General features: G+C 71.5%; 17 protein-coding genes. 7 read left to right on the top strand and 10 right to left on the bottom strand.

The window, feature by feature from the left end:
• Positions 1-18: 18 nt before the first annotated feature.
• Both QSK39_RS41005 and QSK39_RS41010 read right to left on the bottom strand, forming a co-directional pair.
• Positions 19-1,206, bottom strand: a complete 1,188-nt coding sequence (locus QSK39_RS41005) for a class I SAM-dependent RNA methyltransferase (RefSeq protein ID WP_285483205.1) — start codon at positions 1,204-1,206, stop codon at positions 19-21.
• Complete coding sequence (locus QSK39_RS41010; protein ID WP_285483206.1) at positions 1,203-3,236, bottom strand: APC family permease; 2,034 nt, start codon at positions 3,234-3,236, stop codon at positions 1,203-1,205. Before QSK39_RS41010 ends, QSK39_RS41005 begins: the two co-directional genes overlap by 4 nt.
• A gap of 93 nt (positions 3,237-3,329) precedes the next feature.
• Here QSK39_RS41010 and QSK39_RS41015 point away from each other — a divergent pair, with 93 nt between their 5' ends.
• Both QSK39_RS41015 and QSK39_RS41020 read left to right on the top strand, forming a co-directional pair.
• On the top strand, positions 3,330-3,995 hold the full coding sequence (locus QSK39_RS41015; protein ID WP_332845782.1) for a potassium channel family protein: 666 nt from the start codon (positions 3,330-3,332) through the stop codon (positions 3,993-3,995).
• On the top strand, positions 3,992-4,648 hold the full coding sequence (locus QSK39_RS41020) for a potassium channel family protein (protein ID WP_086676743.1): 657 nt from the start codon (positions 3,992-3,994) through the stop codon (positions 4,646-4,648). The genes QSK39_RS41015 and QSK39_RS41020 overlap by 4 nt, the downstream gene beginning before the upstream one ends.
• A 277-nt stretch (positions 4,649-4,925) precedes the next feature.
• Here QSK39_RS41020 and QSK39_RS41025 read toward each other — a convergent pair whose 3' ends face one another.
• Together QSK39_RS41025 and QSK39_RS41030 are read right to left on the bottom strand one after the other, a co-directional pair.
• Positions 4,926-5,651: a DUF3159 domain-containing protein gene (locus QSK39_RS41025; RefSeq protein ID WP_285483207.1), complete on the bottom strand. Its 726-nt coding sequence runs from the start codon at positions 5,649-5,651 to the stop codon at positions 4,926-4,928.
• Between the two features lie 9 nt (positions 5,652-5,660).
• Positions 5,661-6,041, bottom strand: coding sequence for an OB-fold nucleic acid binding domain-containing protein (locus tag QSK39_RS41030; RefSeq protein WP_072480405.1), 381 nt, complete (start codon positions 6,039-6,041; stop codon positions 5,661-5,663).
• 135 nt (positions 6,042-6,176) lie between these two features.
• Between QSK39_RS41030 and QSK39_RS41035 the strand changes: the two genes are divergently transcribed.
• Positions 6,177-6,860, top strand: coding sequence for an alpha/beta fold hydrolase (locus tag QSK39_RS41035; protein ID WP_285483627.1), 684 nt, complete (start codon positions 6,177-6,179; stop codon positions 6,858-6,860).
• 51 nt (positions 6,861-6,911) lie between these two features.
• Here QSK39_RS41035 and QSK39_RS41040 read toward each other — a convergent pair whose 3' ends face one another.
• A complete protein-coding gene (locus QSK39_RS41040) occupies positions 6,912-7,574 on the bottom strand; it encodes a DUF3710 domain-containing protein (RefSeq protein WP_285483208.1) in 663 nt (220 codons plus the stop codon).
• Complete coding sequence (dut, locus tag QSK39_RS41045) at positions 7,574-8,077, bottom strand: dUTP diphosphatase (protein WP_285483209.1); 504 nt, start codon at positions 8,075-8,077, stop codon at positions 7,574-7,576. The genes QSK39_RS41040 and dut overlap by 1 nt, the downstream gene beginning before the upstream one ends.
• 24 nt (positions 8,078-8,101) lie before the next feature.
• Here dut and QSK39_RS41050 point away from each other — a divergent pair, with 24 nt between their 5' ends.
• Entirely contained in the window at positions 8,102-8,584 is a 483-nt protein-coding gene (locus tag QSK39_RS41050) for a DUF3093 domain-containing protein (RefSeq protein ID WP_285483210.1), read from the top strand.
• A gap of 139 nt (positions 8,585-8,723) precedes the next feature.
• Here the strand turns inward: QSK39_RS41050 and QSK39_RS41055 are convergent, their stop codons facing one another.
• Positions 8,724-9,032, bottom strand: a complete 309-nt coding sequence (locus QSK39_RS41055; protein WP_086676737.1) for a DUF4193 domain-containing protein — start codon at positions 9,030-9,032, stop codon at positions 8,724-8,726.
• A gap of 514 nt (positions 9,033-9,546) precedes the next feature.
• Between QSK39_RS41055 and cei the strand changes: the two genes are divergently transcribed.
• Entirely contained in the window at positions 9,547-10,230 is a 684-nt protein-coding gene (gene cei / locus QSK39_RS41060) for an envelope integrity protein Cei (RefSeq protein WP_285483211.1), read from the top strand.
• A 137-nt stretch (positions 10,231-10,367) separates the two neighbouring features.
• Here the strand turns inward: cei and QSK39_RS41065 are convergent, their stop codons facing one another.
• A complete protein-coding gene (locus QSK39_RS41065; RefSeq protein ID WP_285483212.1) occupies positions 10,368-11,186 on the bottom strand; it encodes an inositol monophosphatase family protein in 819 nt (272 codons plus the stop codon).
• Positions 11,187-11,250: 64 nt separating this feature from the next.
• Here QSK39_RS41065 and ppgK point away from each other — a divergent pair, with 64 nt between their 5' ends.
• Together ppgK and QSK39_RS41075 are read left to right on the top strand one after the other, a co-directional pair.
• The gene (gene ppgK, locus QSK39_RS41070) at positions 11,251-12,018 is read left to right on the top strand and encodes a polyphosphate--glucose phosphotransferase (RefSeq protein WP_434056786.1); all 768 of its coding nucleotides are present in this window, start codon (positions 11,251-11,253) and stop codon (positions 12,016-12,018) included.
• 198 nt (positions 12,019-12,216) lie between these two features.
• The gene (locus QSK39_RS41075) at positions 12,217-13,623 is read left to right on the top strand and encodes an RNA polymerase sigma factor (protein WP_285483213.1); all 1,407 of its coding nucleotides are present in this window, start codon (positions 12,217-12,219) and stop codon (positions 13,621-13,623) included.
• Positions 13,624-13,680: 57 nt separating this feature from the next.
• Here the strand turns inward: QSK39_RS41075 and QSK39_RS41080 are convergent, their stop codons facing one another.
• Both QSK39_RS41080 and QSK39_RS41085 read right to left on the bottom strand, forming a co-directional pair.
• On the bottom strand, positions 13,681-14,874 hold the full coding sequence (locus QSK39_RS41080) for a hypothetical protein (protein ID WP_285483214.1): 1,194 nt from the start codon (positions 14,872-14,874) through the stop codon (positions 13,681-13,683).
• 40 nt (positions 14,875-14,914) lie between these two features.
• The gene (locus QSK39_RS41085; protein WP_284745242.1) at positions 14,915-15,307 is read right to left on the bottom strand and encodes a hypothetical protein; all 393 of its coding nucleotides are present in this window, start codon (positions 15,305-15,307) and stop codon (positions 14,915-14,917) included.
• Positions 15,308-15,348: the final 41 nt, after the last annotated feature.

The raw sequence follows: 15,348 nt of genomic DNA on the forward strand, positions 1-15,348 counted from the left end.
GCCACCACCGACAAAAACTCAGGACAGCAGCGCCACGCACTCCACGTGGTGGGTCATCGGGAACGCGTCGAACGCCCTCAGATCCGTCAAGCCGTAGCCGTGCGAAGCGAAAGTCGCCAGGTCACGGGCCAGGGCCGCCGGGTCGCACGCCACGTAGACGATCCGATCGGGTGAACCCGCCACGATCGACTCCACCACCGCCTTGCCCGCGCCCTTGCGCGGCGGGTCCAGCACCACGACGTCCACCGGCTTCGGGGCCGACTCCAGCACGTGCTCGACGCGCCCGGCCTGCCAGGACACCTGCGGCAGGTCGGCCAGGTTCTTCTCGCCGTCGGCGACCGCGCGCCGGCCGGACTCGATCGCCAGCACCCGGCCCGCCGCGCCGACCTGTGAGGCCAGCACCGACGCGAACAGCCCGACCCCGGCGTAGAGGTCCCAGGCCGACCCGCCCGCGGGCGCCTCCGCCCACTCGGCCACGACGGCGGCCAGCGTCGACGCCGCCGCCGGGTGGACCTGCCAGAAGCCGTGCGCGTCGAGGTGCCAGTCGCGGCCGGCCGCGTGCTGCACGGCCACGCCGCCGGCCAGCTGCCGGGCGCGGACCTTGCCTCGGACCGTCGACAGCTCGCGCACGTGGACACCGCCGTCGCCGTCGCCGGTGACCTCGATCTCGCTGCCCGGCCGCCAGCGCCGTGCCAGGACGTCGTCGAGCTCGCCCGGGACCGCGATCGGGCAGTCTTCGAGCGCCACCACCCGGTGGCTGTGGTGGGCGCGCAGGCCCGCGCGGCCCTCGCGGTCGGCGACCAGCCGGACGCGGCTGCGCCAGTCCAGCGGACCGCCTTCGAGGGCCTCCACGACGACCTCGCGCTCGATGCCGGCCAGCCGCTGGAGCTGCTCCGCCACCACCGAAGCCTTCAACGAACGTTGGTACGCGGTCGAAGCGTGCTGCCAGTCGCAGCCGCCGCAGCCGCCCGGCACGGCCAGCGGGCACGGCGGCTCGACCCGGAACTCCGAAGCCGACAGCACCTCGATCGCGTCGCCGCGGCAGAACGAACCGCCGTTGTCCTCGGTGACCTCGACGCGGACCTGCTCGCCCGGCAGCGCGTGCCGGACGAACACCACGCGGCCGTCGGCGCGCGCGACGCAGTGGCCGCCGTGCGCCACCGCGCCGACCTCGACCTCGAGGACCCGGCCCAGCCAGCTCGTCATTCGGCGGGCTCCTTGGGTTTCGGCGCAGCCACCGGCTTGCCGTTGGGCGAGAAACCGCGGCGGACGTCGCCGGCCGCGGGCCGCTCGTTGCGGACGCGCGCGGCCGCCTTGGCCGAGGACTCCAGCTGCCACGGCACGCTCGCCACGATCACGCCGGACTGGAACAGCAGGCGGCCCTTGAGCCGCAGCGCGCTCTGGTTGTGCAGCACCTGTTCCCACCAGTGCCCGACCACGTACTCCGGGATGAACACGGTGACCACGTTGCGCGGGTTGTCACCGCGCACGCGCTTCACGTAGTCGAGGACCGGCTTCGTGATCTCGCGGTAGGGCGATTCGACGACTTTCAGCGGCACCTTGAAGTTGTGGGCGTCCCACTCAGCGGTCAACCGCCGCGTGTCCGCATCGTCCACATTGACCGTCACGGCTTCGAGGACGTCCGGGCGCATCGCCTTGGCGTAGGCCAGCGCGCGCAGCGTCGGGCGGTGCAGTTTGGACACCAGCACGATCGCGTGGTTGCGCGACGGCAGCACGGTCGGGGTGTCACCCAGGTCCTTCAGCTCGTCGGCGACGCGGTCGTAGTGCCGCCGGATCGCGGTCATCAGCACGAAGATGGCGATCATCGCCGCGATCGCGATCCACGCGCCGAGCAGGAACTTGGTGATGAGCACGATCACCAGCACGACGCCGGTGCAGGTGAGGCCGACCGCGTTCACCGTCTGCGAGCGCCGCATCCGCCGCCGCACGCCGGGGTCGGTTTCCTTGGCCAGCAACCGGTTCCAGTGCCGGATCATGCCGGCCTGGCTCACCGTGAACGACACGAACACGCCCACGATGTAGAGCTGGATGAGCCGGGTGACCTCGGCGTCGAACGCGATGATCAGCACCAGCGCGAACGCCGACAGGAACAGGATCCCGTTGGAGAACGCCAGCCGGTCGCCGCGGGTGTGCAGCTGCCGCGGCAGGTAGCGGTCCTGCGCCAGGATCGAGCCCAGCACCGGGAAGCCGTTGAACGCCGTGTTCGCGGCCAGCAGCAGGATGATGCCGGTGGAGAAGGAGATGTAGTAGAAAGCCGGCGGGAAGTCGGCGAACACCGCGTGCGCGATCTGCGCGACGATCGTCTTCTGCTCGTAGCCGGCCGGCGCGCCGGCGAGCTGCTCCGCCGGGTCCTCGGCGAACTTGACGTCGGTGATCGTGGCCAGCGTGATGATGCCGACCAGCATGGTCACCGCGAGCAGGCCCATCATCAGCAGCGTCGTCGCCGCGTTCTTCGACTTGGGTTTCTGGAACGCCGGGACGCCGTTGCTGATCGCCTCGACCCCGGTCAGCGCCGCCGCGCCGGAGGAGAACGCCCGCAGCACCAGGAACGCGTACGCCACCCCCGCGAAGGTCCCCTCGGCGTTCAAGGTGAACCCGGCGCTCTCGGCCTTCATTTCGGTGCCGGTGGCCGCCTGCACCAGGCCCCACACGACCATGACCAGGATGCCCAGGATGAACCCGTATGTCGGGATCGCGAAGGCCTTCCCCGACTCCCGGATGCCGCGCAGGTTCAACGACGTCAGCACGACCACGATGACGATCGAAGCGAGCACTTTGTGTTGCGCCACCCACGGGACCGCCGACCCGATGTTGGCCACACCGGACGAAGTGGACACCGCGACCGTCAGCACGTAGTCGACGAGCAGCGCGCTCGCCACGGTCAGGCCGAACTTCCCGCCCAGGTTCGTGTTGGCGACCTCGTAGTCGCCACCGCCGCTCGGGTACGCGTGCACGTTCTGCCGGTAGGACGCGACGACGACCAGCATGACCAGGGCGACCATGATGCCGATCCACGGCGCCAGCGCGTAGGCGGAGAGACCCGCGACGCTCAGCGTCAGGAAGATCTCTTCCGGCGCGTACGCCACGCTCGAGAGCGCGTCGGACGCGAAGATGGGCAGCGCGATGCGCTTCGGGAGGAGCGTGTGAGCGAGCCTGTCACTGCGGAACGGACGTCCGAGGACCAGGCGTTTCAGCACGGTCGGGAACTTCGACACCACGGAAGCGTAGCTGTCGGGGCGCACGGTAGGTTCGGCGCTGGTATGTCGGGGGTAGGAACGGACGGGTAACCGCCGAAGAGGAGGCAGGGCGTGCACGTGGTGATCATGGGATGCGGCCGGGTAGGCGCGTCCCTGGCCGCTGCGCTGGAGCGGCTCGGCCACGAGGTGGCCGTCATCGACAAGAGCCAGCAGGCGTTCCGCCGGCTCGGCAGCGACTTCCACGGCCAGCAGGTCGTCGGGGTCGGGTTCGACCGCAAGGTGCTGATCGAAGCGGGCATCGAGCGGGCCGGCGCGTTCGCCGCGGTGTCCAGCGGCGACAACTCGAACATCATCTCCGCGCGGGTCGCCCGCGAGAACTTCGGCATCGAGCACGTCGTCGCGCGGATCTACGACCACAAGCGCGCGGCCGTCTACGAGCGGCTGGGCATCCCGACGGTGGCGACCGTGCCGTGGACGACCGACCGGTTCCTGCGCACGCTCCTGCCGGACGGCGTCGCGTCGGCGTGGCGGGACCCGTCGGGCAACGTCGCGCTGCTGCAGCTGCCGCTGCACGAGGGCTGGGTCGGGCACTCCGTCCGATCACTGCAGGAGGCTTCCGGCGCGCGGGTGGCGTTCATCATGCGCTTCGGCACGCCGGTGCTGCCGGACAACAAGACCGTGGTGCAGGACGGCGACGACGTGTGGGTGGCCGCGCGCTCCGGCACCGTCAGCGACGTGACCAGTGTGGCCAACCGCGAACCGGAGGACGAGGCATGAGGGTCGCGATCGCCGGGGCGGGCGCGGTGGGGCGCTCCATCGCCAACGAGCTGATCGACGGCAGGCACCAGGTGATGCTCATCGAGCGGGAGGCCGACCAGTTCGAGCCGCAGACCGTCGAACAGGCCGACTGGGTGCTCGGCGACGCCTGCGAGGTGTCGATCCTGGAGGAGTCCGGGATCGAGCAGTGCGACGTCGTGATCGCCGCGACCGGCGACGACAAGGCGAACCTCGTCGTGTCGCTGCTGGCCAAGACGGAGTTCGCGGTGCGGCGCGTCGTGGCGCGGGTGAACAACCCGGCCAACGAGTGGCTGTTCACCGACGCCTGGGGCGTGGACGTGGCGGTGTCTACGCCGAGGATGCTCGCGGCGATGGTCGAGGAGGCGGTCAGCGTCGGCGACCTGGTGCGGCTGATGACGTTCCGCCAGAGCAATGCGAACCTCGTCGAGCTGACGCTGCCGGCGGAGACCCCGCTGGCGGGCAAGCCGGTGAGCGACCTGACGCTCCCGCGCGACGCGGCCCTGGTGACGATCCTCCGGGGCGACCGCGTGATCGTCCCGCAGCCGGAGGACCCCCTGGAGCCGGGCGACGAGCTCCTGTTCGTCGCGACGGCGGACGTCGAGCCGGAGATCCGGACGGCGCTGGGTTACTGAGGACACGAAGAAGGCCCCCGGCGAGCGTGCCGGGGGCCTTTCTCGTGAGTCTCAGGCTTCGGGAGCCTGGGCGTACTTCTCGCGCAACCGGGCTTCGACCTCGGCGTGCGCGCCGGGGGCCTTCTTCGTGGAACCGGTTCGAGGGGCCGCGCCGAGATGTCATGAAAGAAGCCCGCGACGGCCCGGCCTCCGCGGCAGCCGTGGGAAACGCGACCTGCCCGGCCCCGGACGCCGGGTGCCCTGAATGACTCGTTCAAGACATCCGAGCCGCAATGACTCAGGCCTCGGGAGCCTGGGCGTACTTCTCGCGCAGCCGGGCTTCGACCTCGGCGTCGGTCTCCGGCTTCGGCGTCGTCTCCTCGAGTGCCTTCAGCCGCTTGTCCGAGCGGCGCACCGCCCAGACCACCACCAGCAGGCCCAGCGCGTACAGCGGGTACCCCATCGCGATCTTCGCGAAGGCCAGCCAGCCGGTGTAGTCCTCCTGGTAGAGCCACCGCTGGACGACGAACCGGGCGGCGAACACGAGCGCCAACGCCAGCGTCGCGATGTCGTACGCGTAGCGGGACGGCTTGTCCTTGCGCCACGCCTGCCCGGTGCCGTTCAGCACGTTCCACACGACGCCCGCGATCGGCCAGCGCACCACCACCGACAGCACGAAGATGCCGCAATAAACCAGGCTCGCGTAGATCCCGAAGAGGAAGAACCCCTTCGCGGACCCGGTGCGATAGGCGATGAACGCCGCGATCGCGACGCCGAAGAACCCGGAGATCGCCGGCTGCAGGGGCTCCTTGCGGACCACCCGCAGCACGGTGATCGCCACCGCACTGCCCACCGACGTCCAGATGGCGGCGGTCAGGCCGAAGAACGCGTTCGCCAGGACGAAGACGATCACCGGCACCGACGAGTAGATCAGGCCGGACACGCCGCCCATCTGCTCGAGCAGGGTCGGCTGTGGTTCTTCGTCCGCGTCGGTCTTCTTCTCGCTCGGGGCGGGTTCAGTCACGATGGGTGATCAACTCACTGGGCTCTGGAGCTCGTAATAGGGGTTGTAAAGCACCTTCTGGCCGTCACGCTCGGCCATCCGGCCGCGCACCTTGATCGTCCGGCCTGGCTCGATGCCCGGGATCCGGCGGCGGCCGAGCCAGATTAGCGTCACGCCCTGTGTCCCGTCGAACAGCTCGGCCTCCAGCGTGGCGGCCTCGTTCGTCGGGCAGAGCTCCACGCTGCGGAGTCTCCCCATCACGGTGACCTCTTCGCCGGAACGGCAGTCACAGGCCCGCTGCGCGCCCTCGGCGCCGGACCTCATCGACATCTCGTCGGCGTCGAGCTCGTCGACGTCGCTGGTCAGCTTGCGTACCAACCGGCTGAAGTAGCCGCCGTCTTTGGCGGACATAGGTGCTCCTGTGCTCCGGGGCCCCCGACAAACTGCTTGCGGCCCGTGCGATTCCAGCGTACTGCGGTCCCCGCCAGGGAAACGCCTTTGCGCAAAGATCGCAACGTGACGTCCGCAATCAGAGTTCCCGCCGCGGTGCTGCTGCCCGGCACCGGCTCGGACGAGGTGTTCGTCCGGGCGGTCTTCGCCGGCCCGCTGCGCGCCCTCGGTGTCCCGCTCATCGCGCCACCGCCGCCGCCCGGTGCGGCCCTGGCCGAGGGTTACCTGGCGACACTGGACGCGCTGGCGGACGAACACGGCGAACTGCTCGTAGGCGGCATTTCGTTCGGCGCCCACCTCGCCGCGGAGTGGGCGGTGGCCAATCCGGGCCGTTGCGGGGGCCTGCTGGCCGCGCTCCCGGCCTGGAACGGCGCTCCCGGCTCAGCACCCGCATCGCTGGCCGCGACGCTGTCCGCGGATCTGGTGGCCGAATCCGGGGTCGACGTCGCGCTGGCCCAGACGGCGGGCAGCCCGGACTGGCTGCGGGCGGAGCTCGACCGGGCGTGGCGCCGCCACGGCGCCGGGCTGGCGGCGGGCCTGCGCGTCGCCGCCGGCCGCCCGTCCCCGACGCTCGGCGAACTCGCCGCGCTGACCGTCCCGGCCGGGATCGGCACGTGCACCGACGACCCGATCCACCCGACGAAAGTCGCGTCGGCGTGGGCCGGCGCACTCCCCCGCGCGGCGCTCGGCGAGACGACGCTCACGGCGCTGGGCGCGGATCGCGAGTCCCTCGGCCGGGCGACCGTCCTCGCCTTCCTCCGGGCCCTCCGAACGCCATGAGGGGCACCTTCACGGCCTCGAGAGCCGTGAAGGTGCCCCTCGTGGAGCGGGTCAGCCCTGTTGCTGCTGGGCCGCGATGTGCTCGGCGACGGCCTCGGGCAGCGTGATGGTCAGCGGGGTGCGGACCGGCATCGGCGCGTCGCCGCGGTCGACGATCGTGCGGCGCACGATCCCCCGCAGCACCTCCACCGCCGCCGCGGCCTCCGACTGCGGCCCGGCGATGACGCCGCGCAGCATCCAGCGCGGCCGGTCGATGCCGACGAAGCGCAGCGAGACGTCGCCGACGATGGCCGAGATCTCCAGGCCCCACACGCCGCGGCCGATGTTGACCTTGGCGCCGTCGGCCCGCAGCTGCTCGGCCAGCTCGGTGCTGACCTCCCGCCAGAGCCCGCCCGTGCGCGGCGCGGCGTAGGCGCTGACCGTGATCTGGCCCTGCTCGGTGACGACGTGCACGGCGCGCACGCCCCCGGTCTCCGGGTCCATCTCGACCTGGACCTGGGACCCGTCGGGCACCGGCACCTTCACCGAGCCGAGGTCGATCCGCGGGACGCCGTCGTCCTCGAAGTCCGCGACGTCGAACGGGCCGTCGGAGACGTCCGACAGCTCGTCGTCCTCGTCGTACGCCTCGTCCTCGATCGTGTCGTCGGCCTCGGGCGCGCCGTGCCTTCCGCCGGACCCGCCCTCGGTCCGCCGCTTGCGTCCGAAAATCCCCACTACTTCTCCGTTCCTTCCCCCGCGCCGGCGCTCGCGCCGGGCACGTCTGCTCCCAGTGTGGCGTGTCCGCCCGTGGAGCCGTAGCCTCCGGCGCCCCGTTCGGTGGCGTCGAGCTCGGCGACCTCGACGAACTCGGCGTGCTCGACCCGCTGCACGACCAGCTGGGCGATGCGGTCGCCGCGCGCGAGCTTCACCGGGTGCACCGGGTCGTGGTTGATCAGGCAGACCTTGATCTCCCCGCGGTAGCCCGCGTCGATCGTGCCCGGCGTGTTCACCACCGAGAGGCCGACCCGGGCGGCCAGGCCCGACCGCGGGTGGACGAACCCCGCGTACCCGGGTGGGAGGGCGATCGCGACGCCGGTGCCGACGACGCCGCGTTCCCCGGGTTCCAGCACGATATCCGAGGTCGTGACGAGGTCGGCCCCCGCGTCGCCCGGCCGGGCGTAGGCGGGGAGCGGGACATCCGGGTCGAGCCGGGAGAGGAGTACCTGAACGCTGGACACGGGCGGCGAGATTACTCTCTACCCGTGGGTGAATCTGCGAAGACGGCCGCGAGTGCCGCGGTCCGGCACTCCGAGCGGCTGTACGTGCCGTGGTGGGGCTGGCCGCTGCCGGTGCTGGGCGCCGTCCTGCTCGCGGCCGAGGTCGACATGGGCTACCCGGGTGTCCGGGCGTGGCTGCCGTACGTGATCGCGCTGCCGGTCGTCGTGGGGCTGATGCTGTCGCTGGGCCGGTCCAAGGTCCGCGTCACCGGCGGTGACGAGCCGGAGCTGTGGGTGGGCGACGCGCACCTGCCGCTGCGCTACGTCGGGCAGGTCGAGGTCTTCGACAAGGACGCCAAGCGCAAGGCGCTGGGCCGCGACGGCGACCCGGCCGCCTACGTGCTGCACCGCGGCTGGGTCGGCCCGGTCGTGCGCGTCACCCTCACCGATCCGGCCGACCCGACGCCGTACTGGCTGTTCAGCACCCGGCACCCCGAGCGCGTCGCCGAGCTGGTCAAGGGCGCCTGACCCCCAAGACATGGGAAGGGGGCCGGCCTGCCGGCCGGCCCCCTTGTCCCCAGCGCGCTTCGAGCCTCCCCAAGAGATCCCTCGAGGCTCTCCGTCGCGTCTGTTCGTCCCCTGAACCCTGGTCCGAGATCCCGCGCGGTCAGGCGCAGTCGCGGCAGATCAGGCGTCCGCCGCTCTCCTCGGCCAGCCGGCTGCGGTGGTGCACCAGGAAGCAGACGGAGCAGGTGAACTCGTCCGCCTGCTTCGGCACCACCTTCACGGTCATGTCCTCCCCGGAAAGCCCGGAGAGGTCGGCACCCGGCAGCTCGAAGTTCTCGGCGGTCGCGTCCTCGTCGACGTCGACGACGCCGGACTGGTTCTCGTTCCGCCGGGCCTTGAGCTCCTCCAACGAGTCTTCGGCCAGCTCGTCGGCTTCGCTGCGGCGCGGAGCGTCGTAGTCGGTAGCCATGTGTCCCTCACCCCTGCGATCAGCTTGTGTAGTCGTTTTCCCGGACTCCCGGATGCGCCCGTGAGTCCGCCGTGCCGCTGGTCAACGTTCCAGGGCCCTCGTTTGTGCCCGACGGCCGAAGTGACCGAGGTCTCTTCTTTTGCGCCTCTTCCTGCGGCCGGAGCCCGGGAAGGGTAGCTCACGCCCGCGACGGTTCTGCAACGAGTCAGACATTGCCCGGGAATCGTCACCCGACAGGGGGAACCCGCAGGTAAGACGCGTTGTCGTCCATTCGGGTTGCCCGCGGGTGGAGAACTTCACCGGCGGCCCGTGTCCGCTTGCCCCGCCCGTCCCCGCCGTGGTGCGATCGCCGCACGGGGATCGGTCGCGGGCGGGGTCCGCGGACCACCGGCGCGGGAGGAATCCGGCAGGGTGACCCGGGACGCCGGGCGCGGGCCGCGGCGCCTAGGCTGATCGGCCACGACGGTGCCGGGTTCGCACCGGTCGGTTCGGATGTTCGGGAAGGGACGGGCAGGTGGCGTCGGGGAACGGCATCGGGGACCGTGGGGCGCGGCCGTATCGCAAGCACAAGCCGCTGCCGGCGCTGATCGTCATCGGTGTGCTCGCGCTCGGCGCGATCATCGTCTGGATCAACGCGGCCGTCGGCAAGGGCGACGTCGACGCCGCGGTCAAGTGCGACCCGGCCGCGAGCCCGCCGCCGGGTGTCACGTTCAGCACCCTCCCCCACAACGCCCTCGACGACCGCGCGCCGGTGCCGCCGGACAAGGTCGCCGTGAAGGTGCTCAACGCCTCCAGCACCCGCGGCCAGGGCGGCATCGCCACCACCGCGCTGAAGGAGCTCGGCTTCACCGGCACCGGCGAACCGGCCAACGACCCCGCCTACGAGGGCCGCGAGGCCAAGTGCCGCGGCCAGATCCGCTTCGGCGAGAACGGCATCACCGCGGCCCGGACGCTCAGCCTCGTGGTGCCGTGCGCCGAGCTGGTCCAGGACAACCGCAAGGACGCGAGCGTCGACCTGGTCACGGGCACGCTCTTCGGCGACCTCCGGCCCCGCGCGGAGGCCCGCCAGATCCTCACGCAGCTCGCCGACTGGTCCAAGGCCCACCAGGGCGGCGGCTCGAACGAGCAGTCCGCCGGTGCGAAGGCCCCGGTCATCGACCAGACCCTGCTGGCTTCGGCCCGCGACGTCGGCTGCTGAGCAAGGGCACCCAGCCCGCCCGCACCGCAACCCCCGCGCGTGGGGGCGCCCCCGATCTCCACGCTACCGGAGGGCACCGACAATTCCGGCCGCCCGCGGGACCCGGGCGCGCGTTCGGGACCTGCGGCGATCCGCCCTCAGACCGCCGCCGCGCCGCAGTCCGCCAGCACCTTCCGCAGCGGGCCGGCGATGGACGGCGCCGCCGCGTACGTCGCGTCCGCGCCCAGCTCCGGGGCCGATCCCGGCAGGTGCACCGCCGCGCCCGCCTCGGCCGCGATCAGCGCCCCGGCGGCCCAGTCCCAGCGGTGCAGCCCGTGCTCCACGTACGCGTCGAGCCAGCCCGCCGCCACCGCGCACAGGTCCAGCGACGCCGCCCCGTTGCGCCGGATGTCCCGGACCCGGCCCAGCAGCTCCGCCGCGAAGCGCGACTGCCGCGTCCGCCGCTGCGCCGAGTACGCGAACCCGGTCCCGACGAGCGTCAGCTCCAGCCGCGCGGGTGCCGACACCGCCAGCCGCCGGTCGTCCAGGAACGCGCCCTGCCCGCGCGCGGCCGACCAGACGCGGCCGCTCGCCGGCTCCACCACCGCGCCGGCCACCGACTCGCCGCCGACCTGCGCCGCCACCGACACCGCGAACCACGGCAGCCCGTAGAGGAAGTTGACCGTGCCGTCGATCGGGTCGACGACCCAGGTCACGCCGTCGCCGGCGGCCCCGCCGCCCTCCTCGCCGAGCACCGGTTCCCCCGGCCGCAGCGCGGCCAGCCGGGCCCGCACCAGCCGCTCCGACTCGTGGTCCACCGCGGTCACCACGTCGGTGTCCGCGGACTTCGTGTCCACGGCCACCGAGCGGCCCCGTGCCATGCCCTCCCAGGCTTCGCGGACCAGTTCGGCGGCGTCCGTCGCGACCTGCACCGCGACGCTTTTCAGCAACGACTCGTCAACTCCCACGTCCGACATGTCACCACATCCGGTTAAAGTCTCCGAGGCAGGCTTCTGAATCGTGCGAGAAGGGACCACGTCCGTGGTGGAGGCGACCCGCCGAGGTTTCGGCATCGACATCGGCGGCAGCGGGATCAAGGGTGCCTTGGTCGACCTGGACAAGGGGCAGCTCATCGGCGACCGGATCCGGATCGAGACGCCGAAGCCGTCGACGCCGTCGGCGGTCGCCGACGTCGTCGCCGAGATCGTGGCGCAGGCGGGCTGGGACGGCCCGGTCGGCGTGACGCTCCCGGCGGTCGTCAAGAAGGGCGTCGCGCACACCGCGGCCAACATCGACAAGCAGTGGATCGGCACCGACGCCGACGCGCTGTTCGCCAAGCGGCTCGGCGTCGGTGTCGACCAGGTCGCGATGCTCAACGACGCCGACGCGGCGGGCATGGCCGAGATCCGCTTCGGCGACCCGGTCGCGCGCAAGGGCGTCACCGCCCTGCTCACCTTCGGCACCGGTATCGGCAGCGCGGTGTTCCAGGACGGCAAGCTCGTCCCGAACACCGAGTTCGGTCACCTGGAGATCGACGGCCACGACGCGGAGAAGCGCGCGGCCGCGTCGGTGAAGGACAACGAGGGCCTGTCGTACCCCGAATGGTCCAAGCGCGTGCACCGTTATCTGACCGTGCTCGAAAACCTGATCTGGCCGGATCTGTTCATCGTCGGCGGCGGGGTCAGCAAGAAGGCCGAGAAATGGGTGCCGCTGCTCGACATCCGCACTCCGGTGCTGGTGGCGACGCTGCAGAACAACGCCGGGATCGTGGGTGCTGCGGCGGCCGCGAGCGAGGGCATCCAGCACTAGATCCGGAGCCGTTCTCCGGGGCCGGAACGGGCCGGAGGGTGATCGCTTCGCGACGCATGCGCGTACCGTCGTTACAATGGAACACGGCCCACGGCTGCGGAGGCGAAAACCGCAGGCCGAGGCGTGTTCCCCGAATGTGAGGCAGCAGTGGCACCCGTGCCGTTGCTCGTCATGATCGACCGCTGCGAAAGGGCGTAAGTGGCAGCCGCAAGAACCGCAACCCGAGGCGGGACGAAGACCGCGACCGCAGCCGGCGAGCCGGCCGAAGAGGCAGCCACCGGGACGGCGAAGCCTGCGGCCCGCAAGACCACCACCGCGAAGAAGGCTCCGGCCAAGAAGGCTCCGGCGAAGAAGCCCGCGACCAAGGGCGCGAAGACCGAAGACGGCGACCCGGACGGTCCCGGCGAGATCGACGAAGCCGAACTCGACACGCCCGACCTCTCGGACCTGGAAGAGGTCGAGGTCGACGTCGTCGACGAAACGGTGAACGACGAGCCGGACACCGACTCGGCCGACGACGACGATGACGACGAGGAGTCGGACGAGGAGACCCCGGCGCAGCGCCGTCGTGGTGCCGCGGCCGACAAGGCGGCGGCCGCCAAGAGCTCCGACAACCCGGACTTCGTCTGGGACGAGGAGGAGTCCGAGGCGCTGCGTCAGGCGCGCAAGGACGCCGAGCTCACCGCGTCGGCCGACTCCGTGCGTGCCTACCTCAAGCAGATCGGCAAGGTCGCGCTGCTGAACGCGGAGGAGGAGGTGGAGCTGGCCAAGCGGATCGAGGCCGGGCTCTACGCCGCCGAGCGCGTGCGCACCGCCGAGGAGGAGGGCGAGAAGCTCGTCACCCAGATGCGCCGCGATCTCAAGTGGATCGTGCGTGACGGCGAGCGCGCCAAGAACCACCTGCTGGAGGCGAACCTCCGGCTCGTGGTGTCGCTGGCCAAGCGCTACACCGGCCGCGGCATGGCGTTCCTGGACCTGATCCAGGAAGGCAACCTCGGCCTGATCCGCGCGGTGGAGAAGTTCGACTACACCAAGGGCTACAAGTTCTCGACGTACGCCACGTGGTGGATCCGCCAGGCGATCACCCGCGCGATGGCCGACCAGGCCCGCACCATCCGCATCCCGGTGCACATGGTCGAGGTCATCAACAAGCTCGGCCGCATACAGCGTGAACTGCTCCAGGACCTCGGCCGCGAGCCGACCCCGGAAGAGCTGGCCAAGGAAATGGACATCTCCCCGGAGAAGGTCCTGGAGATCCAGCAGTACGCGCGTGAGCCGATCTCGCTCGACCAGACCATCGGCGACGAGGGCGACTCGCAGCTCGGTGACTTCATCGAAGACTCCGAAGCGGTCGTCGCGGTGGACGCGGTGTCGTTCACGCTGCTGCAGGACCAGCTCCAGTCGGTGCTGCAGACGCTGTCCGAGCGCGAGGCGGGCGTGGTCCGGCTGCGCTTCGGCCTCACCGACGGCCAGCCGCGCACGCTCGACGAGATCGGCCAGGTGTACGGGGTGACCCGGGAGCGCATCCGGCAGATCGAGTCGAAGACGATGTCGAAGCTGCGTCACCCGTCGCGGTCCCAGGTCCTGCGCGACTACCTGGACTGAGTTTCCTTCGGTACCACGGAAGAACCCCGTCACGATCGTGGCGGGGTTCTTCCGCGTTCAGGCCCGGCCGGTGAGCGCCGTCCACGGGACGTGCACCGCGACGCGCTCGCGCAGCTGCTCGTTGAGCAGCCACAGCTCCCCTGTCGCCGGCCAGTAGGACAGGTTCTGGCTGTTCACCGGTGCCTGGCCGGCCAGCCTCGACGTCGAGACGCCGCCGATCCCGCCGTGCAGGCAGGACGGGTGGTCGCCGGCCACCCCGGCGTACTCCGGGCAGACGCCGGTGAGCACGAAGTAGCCGCCACGCGCCACCGCGCCCTGCATCCCCCACACCGGCGAGGAGAAGCCTTCGACGGCGTGCACCAGCCCGTCCGCCGACGTCTTCAGCCGGCCGGCAGCCGGGTCGAACGGCCAGCGCAGGATCCGGCCGCCCGCCGCCGCCGGGACGTGCTCGGCCGTGACGAACGTGGAATCGGTGTGGTCGAAGGAAAGCGTCGACAGGCACGGCCGCGTGCCGGTCGCCGTGGTGCACGCGCCGCCGCCCGGGTACCAGTAGGCGCCGACCTGCGGCAGCGCGTAGTCGTAGTAGGCGGCGTGGTACTTGCCGTCGGTGCCGAGCCCGACGGTCGCGGAGCTGTCGTCGACCTTCCAGAAGTGCGTCGTGTCGAAGACGCGGACCAGGCCGCCGGTGGTCGCCACGAAGAGCAGGTCGCCCGACCACGTCATGCCGTGCCCGTGCCCGGCGACGACCGCGAAGTTCGAGTCCGACGTCGGTTCCACCAGCAGGACGTGCCGGTAGCCGAGGCCACTGGCGTCCACAAAGGACAGCCGGACCATGGTGTCGCCCGGCGTGTGCCACGACGTCGCCACGACGCGCTTGCCGCCGGCGGTCCCGGTCACCGGGTCGGCGTCGCCGGAGCCGGTGAGGCCCTGCGGGATCCAGTCGTTGGTCTTGTCGTCGTTCGCGTCTTCCCAGCAGAACCCGGCGGGCTTCAGCGCGGTGGCGAGGTACGTGGGGTGGCAGAGCGGCCGGGCCTTGCGGTTGGCGGAGCCGAGGATCTCCGGCAGGCCGCGCGGCGCGAGTTTCGCGTCCAGCGCTGCGACCCGGCTGCCGTAGGTGGCGAAGGTGTCGCCGGCGGTGAGCCGGTAGCCGTCGACGGTCGCCGCGTCGAGCCGGGGGAAGTTCGCGGCGGCGTGGGCCGTCGCCGGGAGGCCGAGCAGCAGCAGCGCCACGAGGCCGAGCAGGTATCGCATGCCGGCAGCGTGCCCGGCGCGCGTACACGGCCCGTACAAGTCAAGGCACGGCCAGGCCGCGCTCCCGCAGCGACTCCTCGACGCGCAGCCGTTCGATCTCGCGGTCCATGCCCTCGGGCAGCTCGGCGAGCCGGTGCGGGACGCCGACCTGGCGGCAGGCCTGGGTGAGGAGCTCGTCGTACGCCTGGCGCGTGCCGAACCGCCGCGCGGCCGGGGTGCCGGACGGGTAGCCGGCCAGCAGGCGGTGCACCCGCCGCAGATCGGCGGCGACCCGCTCGATCGGCGGCCCTGCCGGTTGCGGCTTCGCGCGCTTCTCGAGAAGCCGCCGAAGCAGCTTCGGGGCGCGCAGCGCGCACCAGAACAGCACCGTGGGAGCAATGCAGACCACGGCGAACAGGATCAGGTTCGCGAGGACGCCGCCGGCGCCGGCCATGCACCGATGGTAAGCCCGCAACGCGCACCCGGCGCAGTCTT

The sequence above is a fragment of the Amycolatopsis sp. NBRC 101858 genome (assembly GCF_030269325.1).
Classification (GTDB): Bacteria; Actinomycetota; Actinomycetes; order Mycobacteriales; family Pseudonocardiaceae; genus Amycolatopsis; species Amycolatopsis ponsaeliensis.

Bases quoted from the DNA above. Each gene is read 5' to 3' on its own strand.
- QSK39_RS41005 (WP_285483205.1), bottom strand. From the start codon at position 1,206: ATGACGAGCTGGCTGGGCCGGGTCCTCGAGGTCGAGGTCGGCGCGGTG.
- QSK39_RS41020 (WP_086676743.1), top strand. From the start codon at position 3,992: ATGAGGGTCGCGATCGCCGGGGCGGGCGCGGTGGGGCGCTCCATCGCC.
- QSK39_RS41030 (WP_072480405.1), bottom strand. From the start codon at position 6,041: ATGTCCGCCAAAGACGGCGGCTACTTCAGCCGGTTGGTACGCAAGCTG.
- QSK39_RS41055 (WP_086676737.1), bottom strand. From the start codon at position 9,032: ATGGCTACCGACTACGACGCTCCGCGCCGCAGCGAAGCCGACGAGCTG.
- QSK39_RS41065 (WP_285483212.1), bottom strand. From the start codon at position 11,186: ATGTCGGACGTGGGAGTTGACGAGTCGTTGCTGAAAAGCGTCGCGGTG.
- QSK39_RS41080 (WP_285483214.1), bottom strand. From the start codon at position 14,874: ATGCGATACCTGCTCGGCCTCGTGGCGCTGCTGCTGCTCGGCCTCCCG.
- QSK39_RS41085 (WP_284745242.1), bottom strand. From the start codon at position 15,307: ATGGCCGGCGCCGGCGGCGTCCTCGCGAACCTGATCCTGTTCGCCGTG.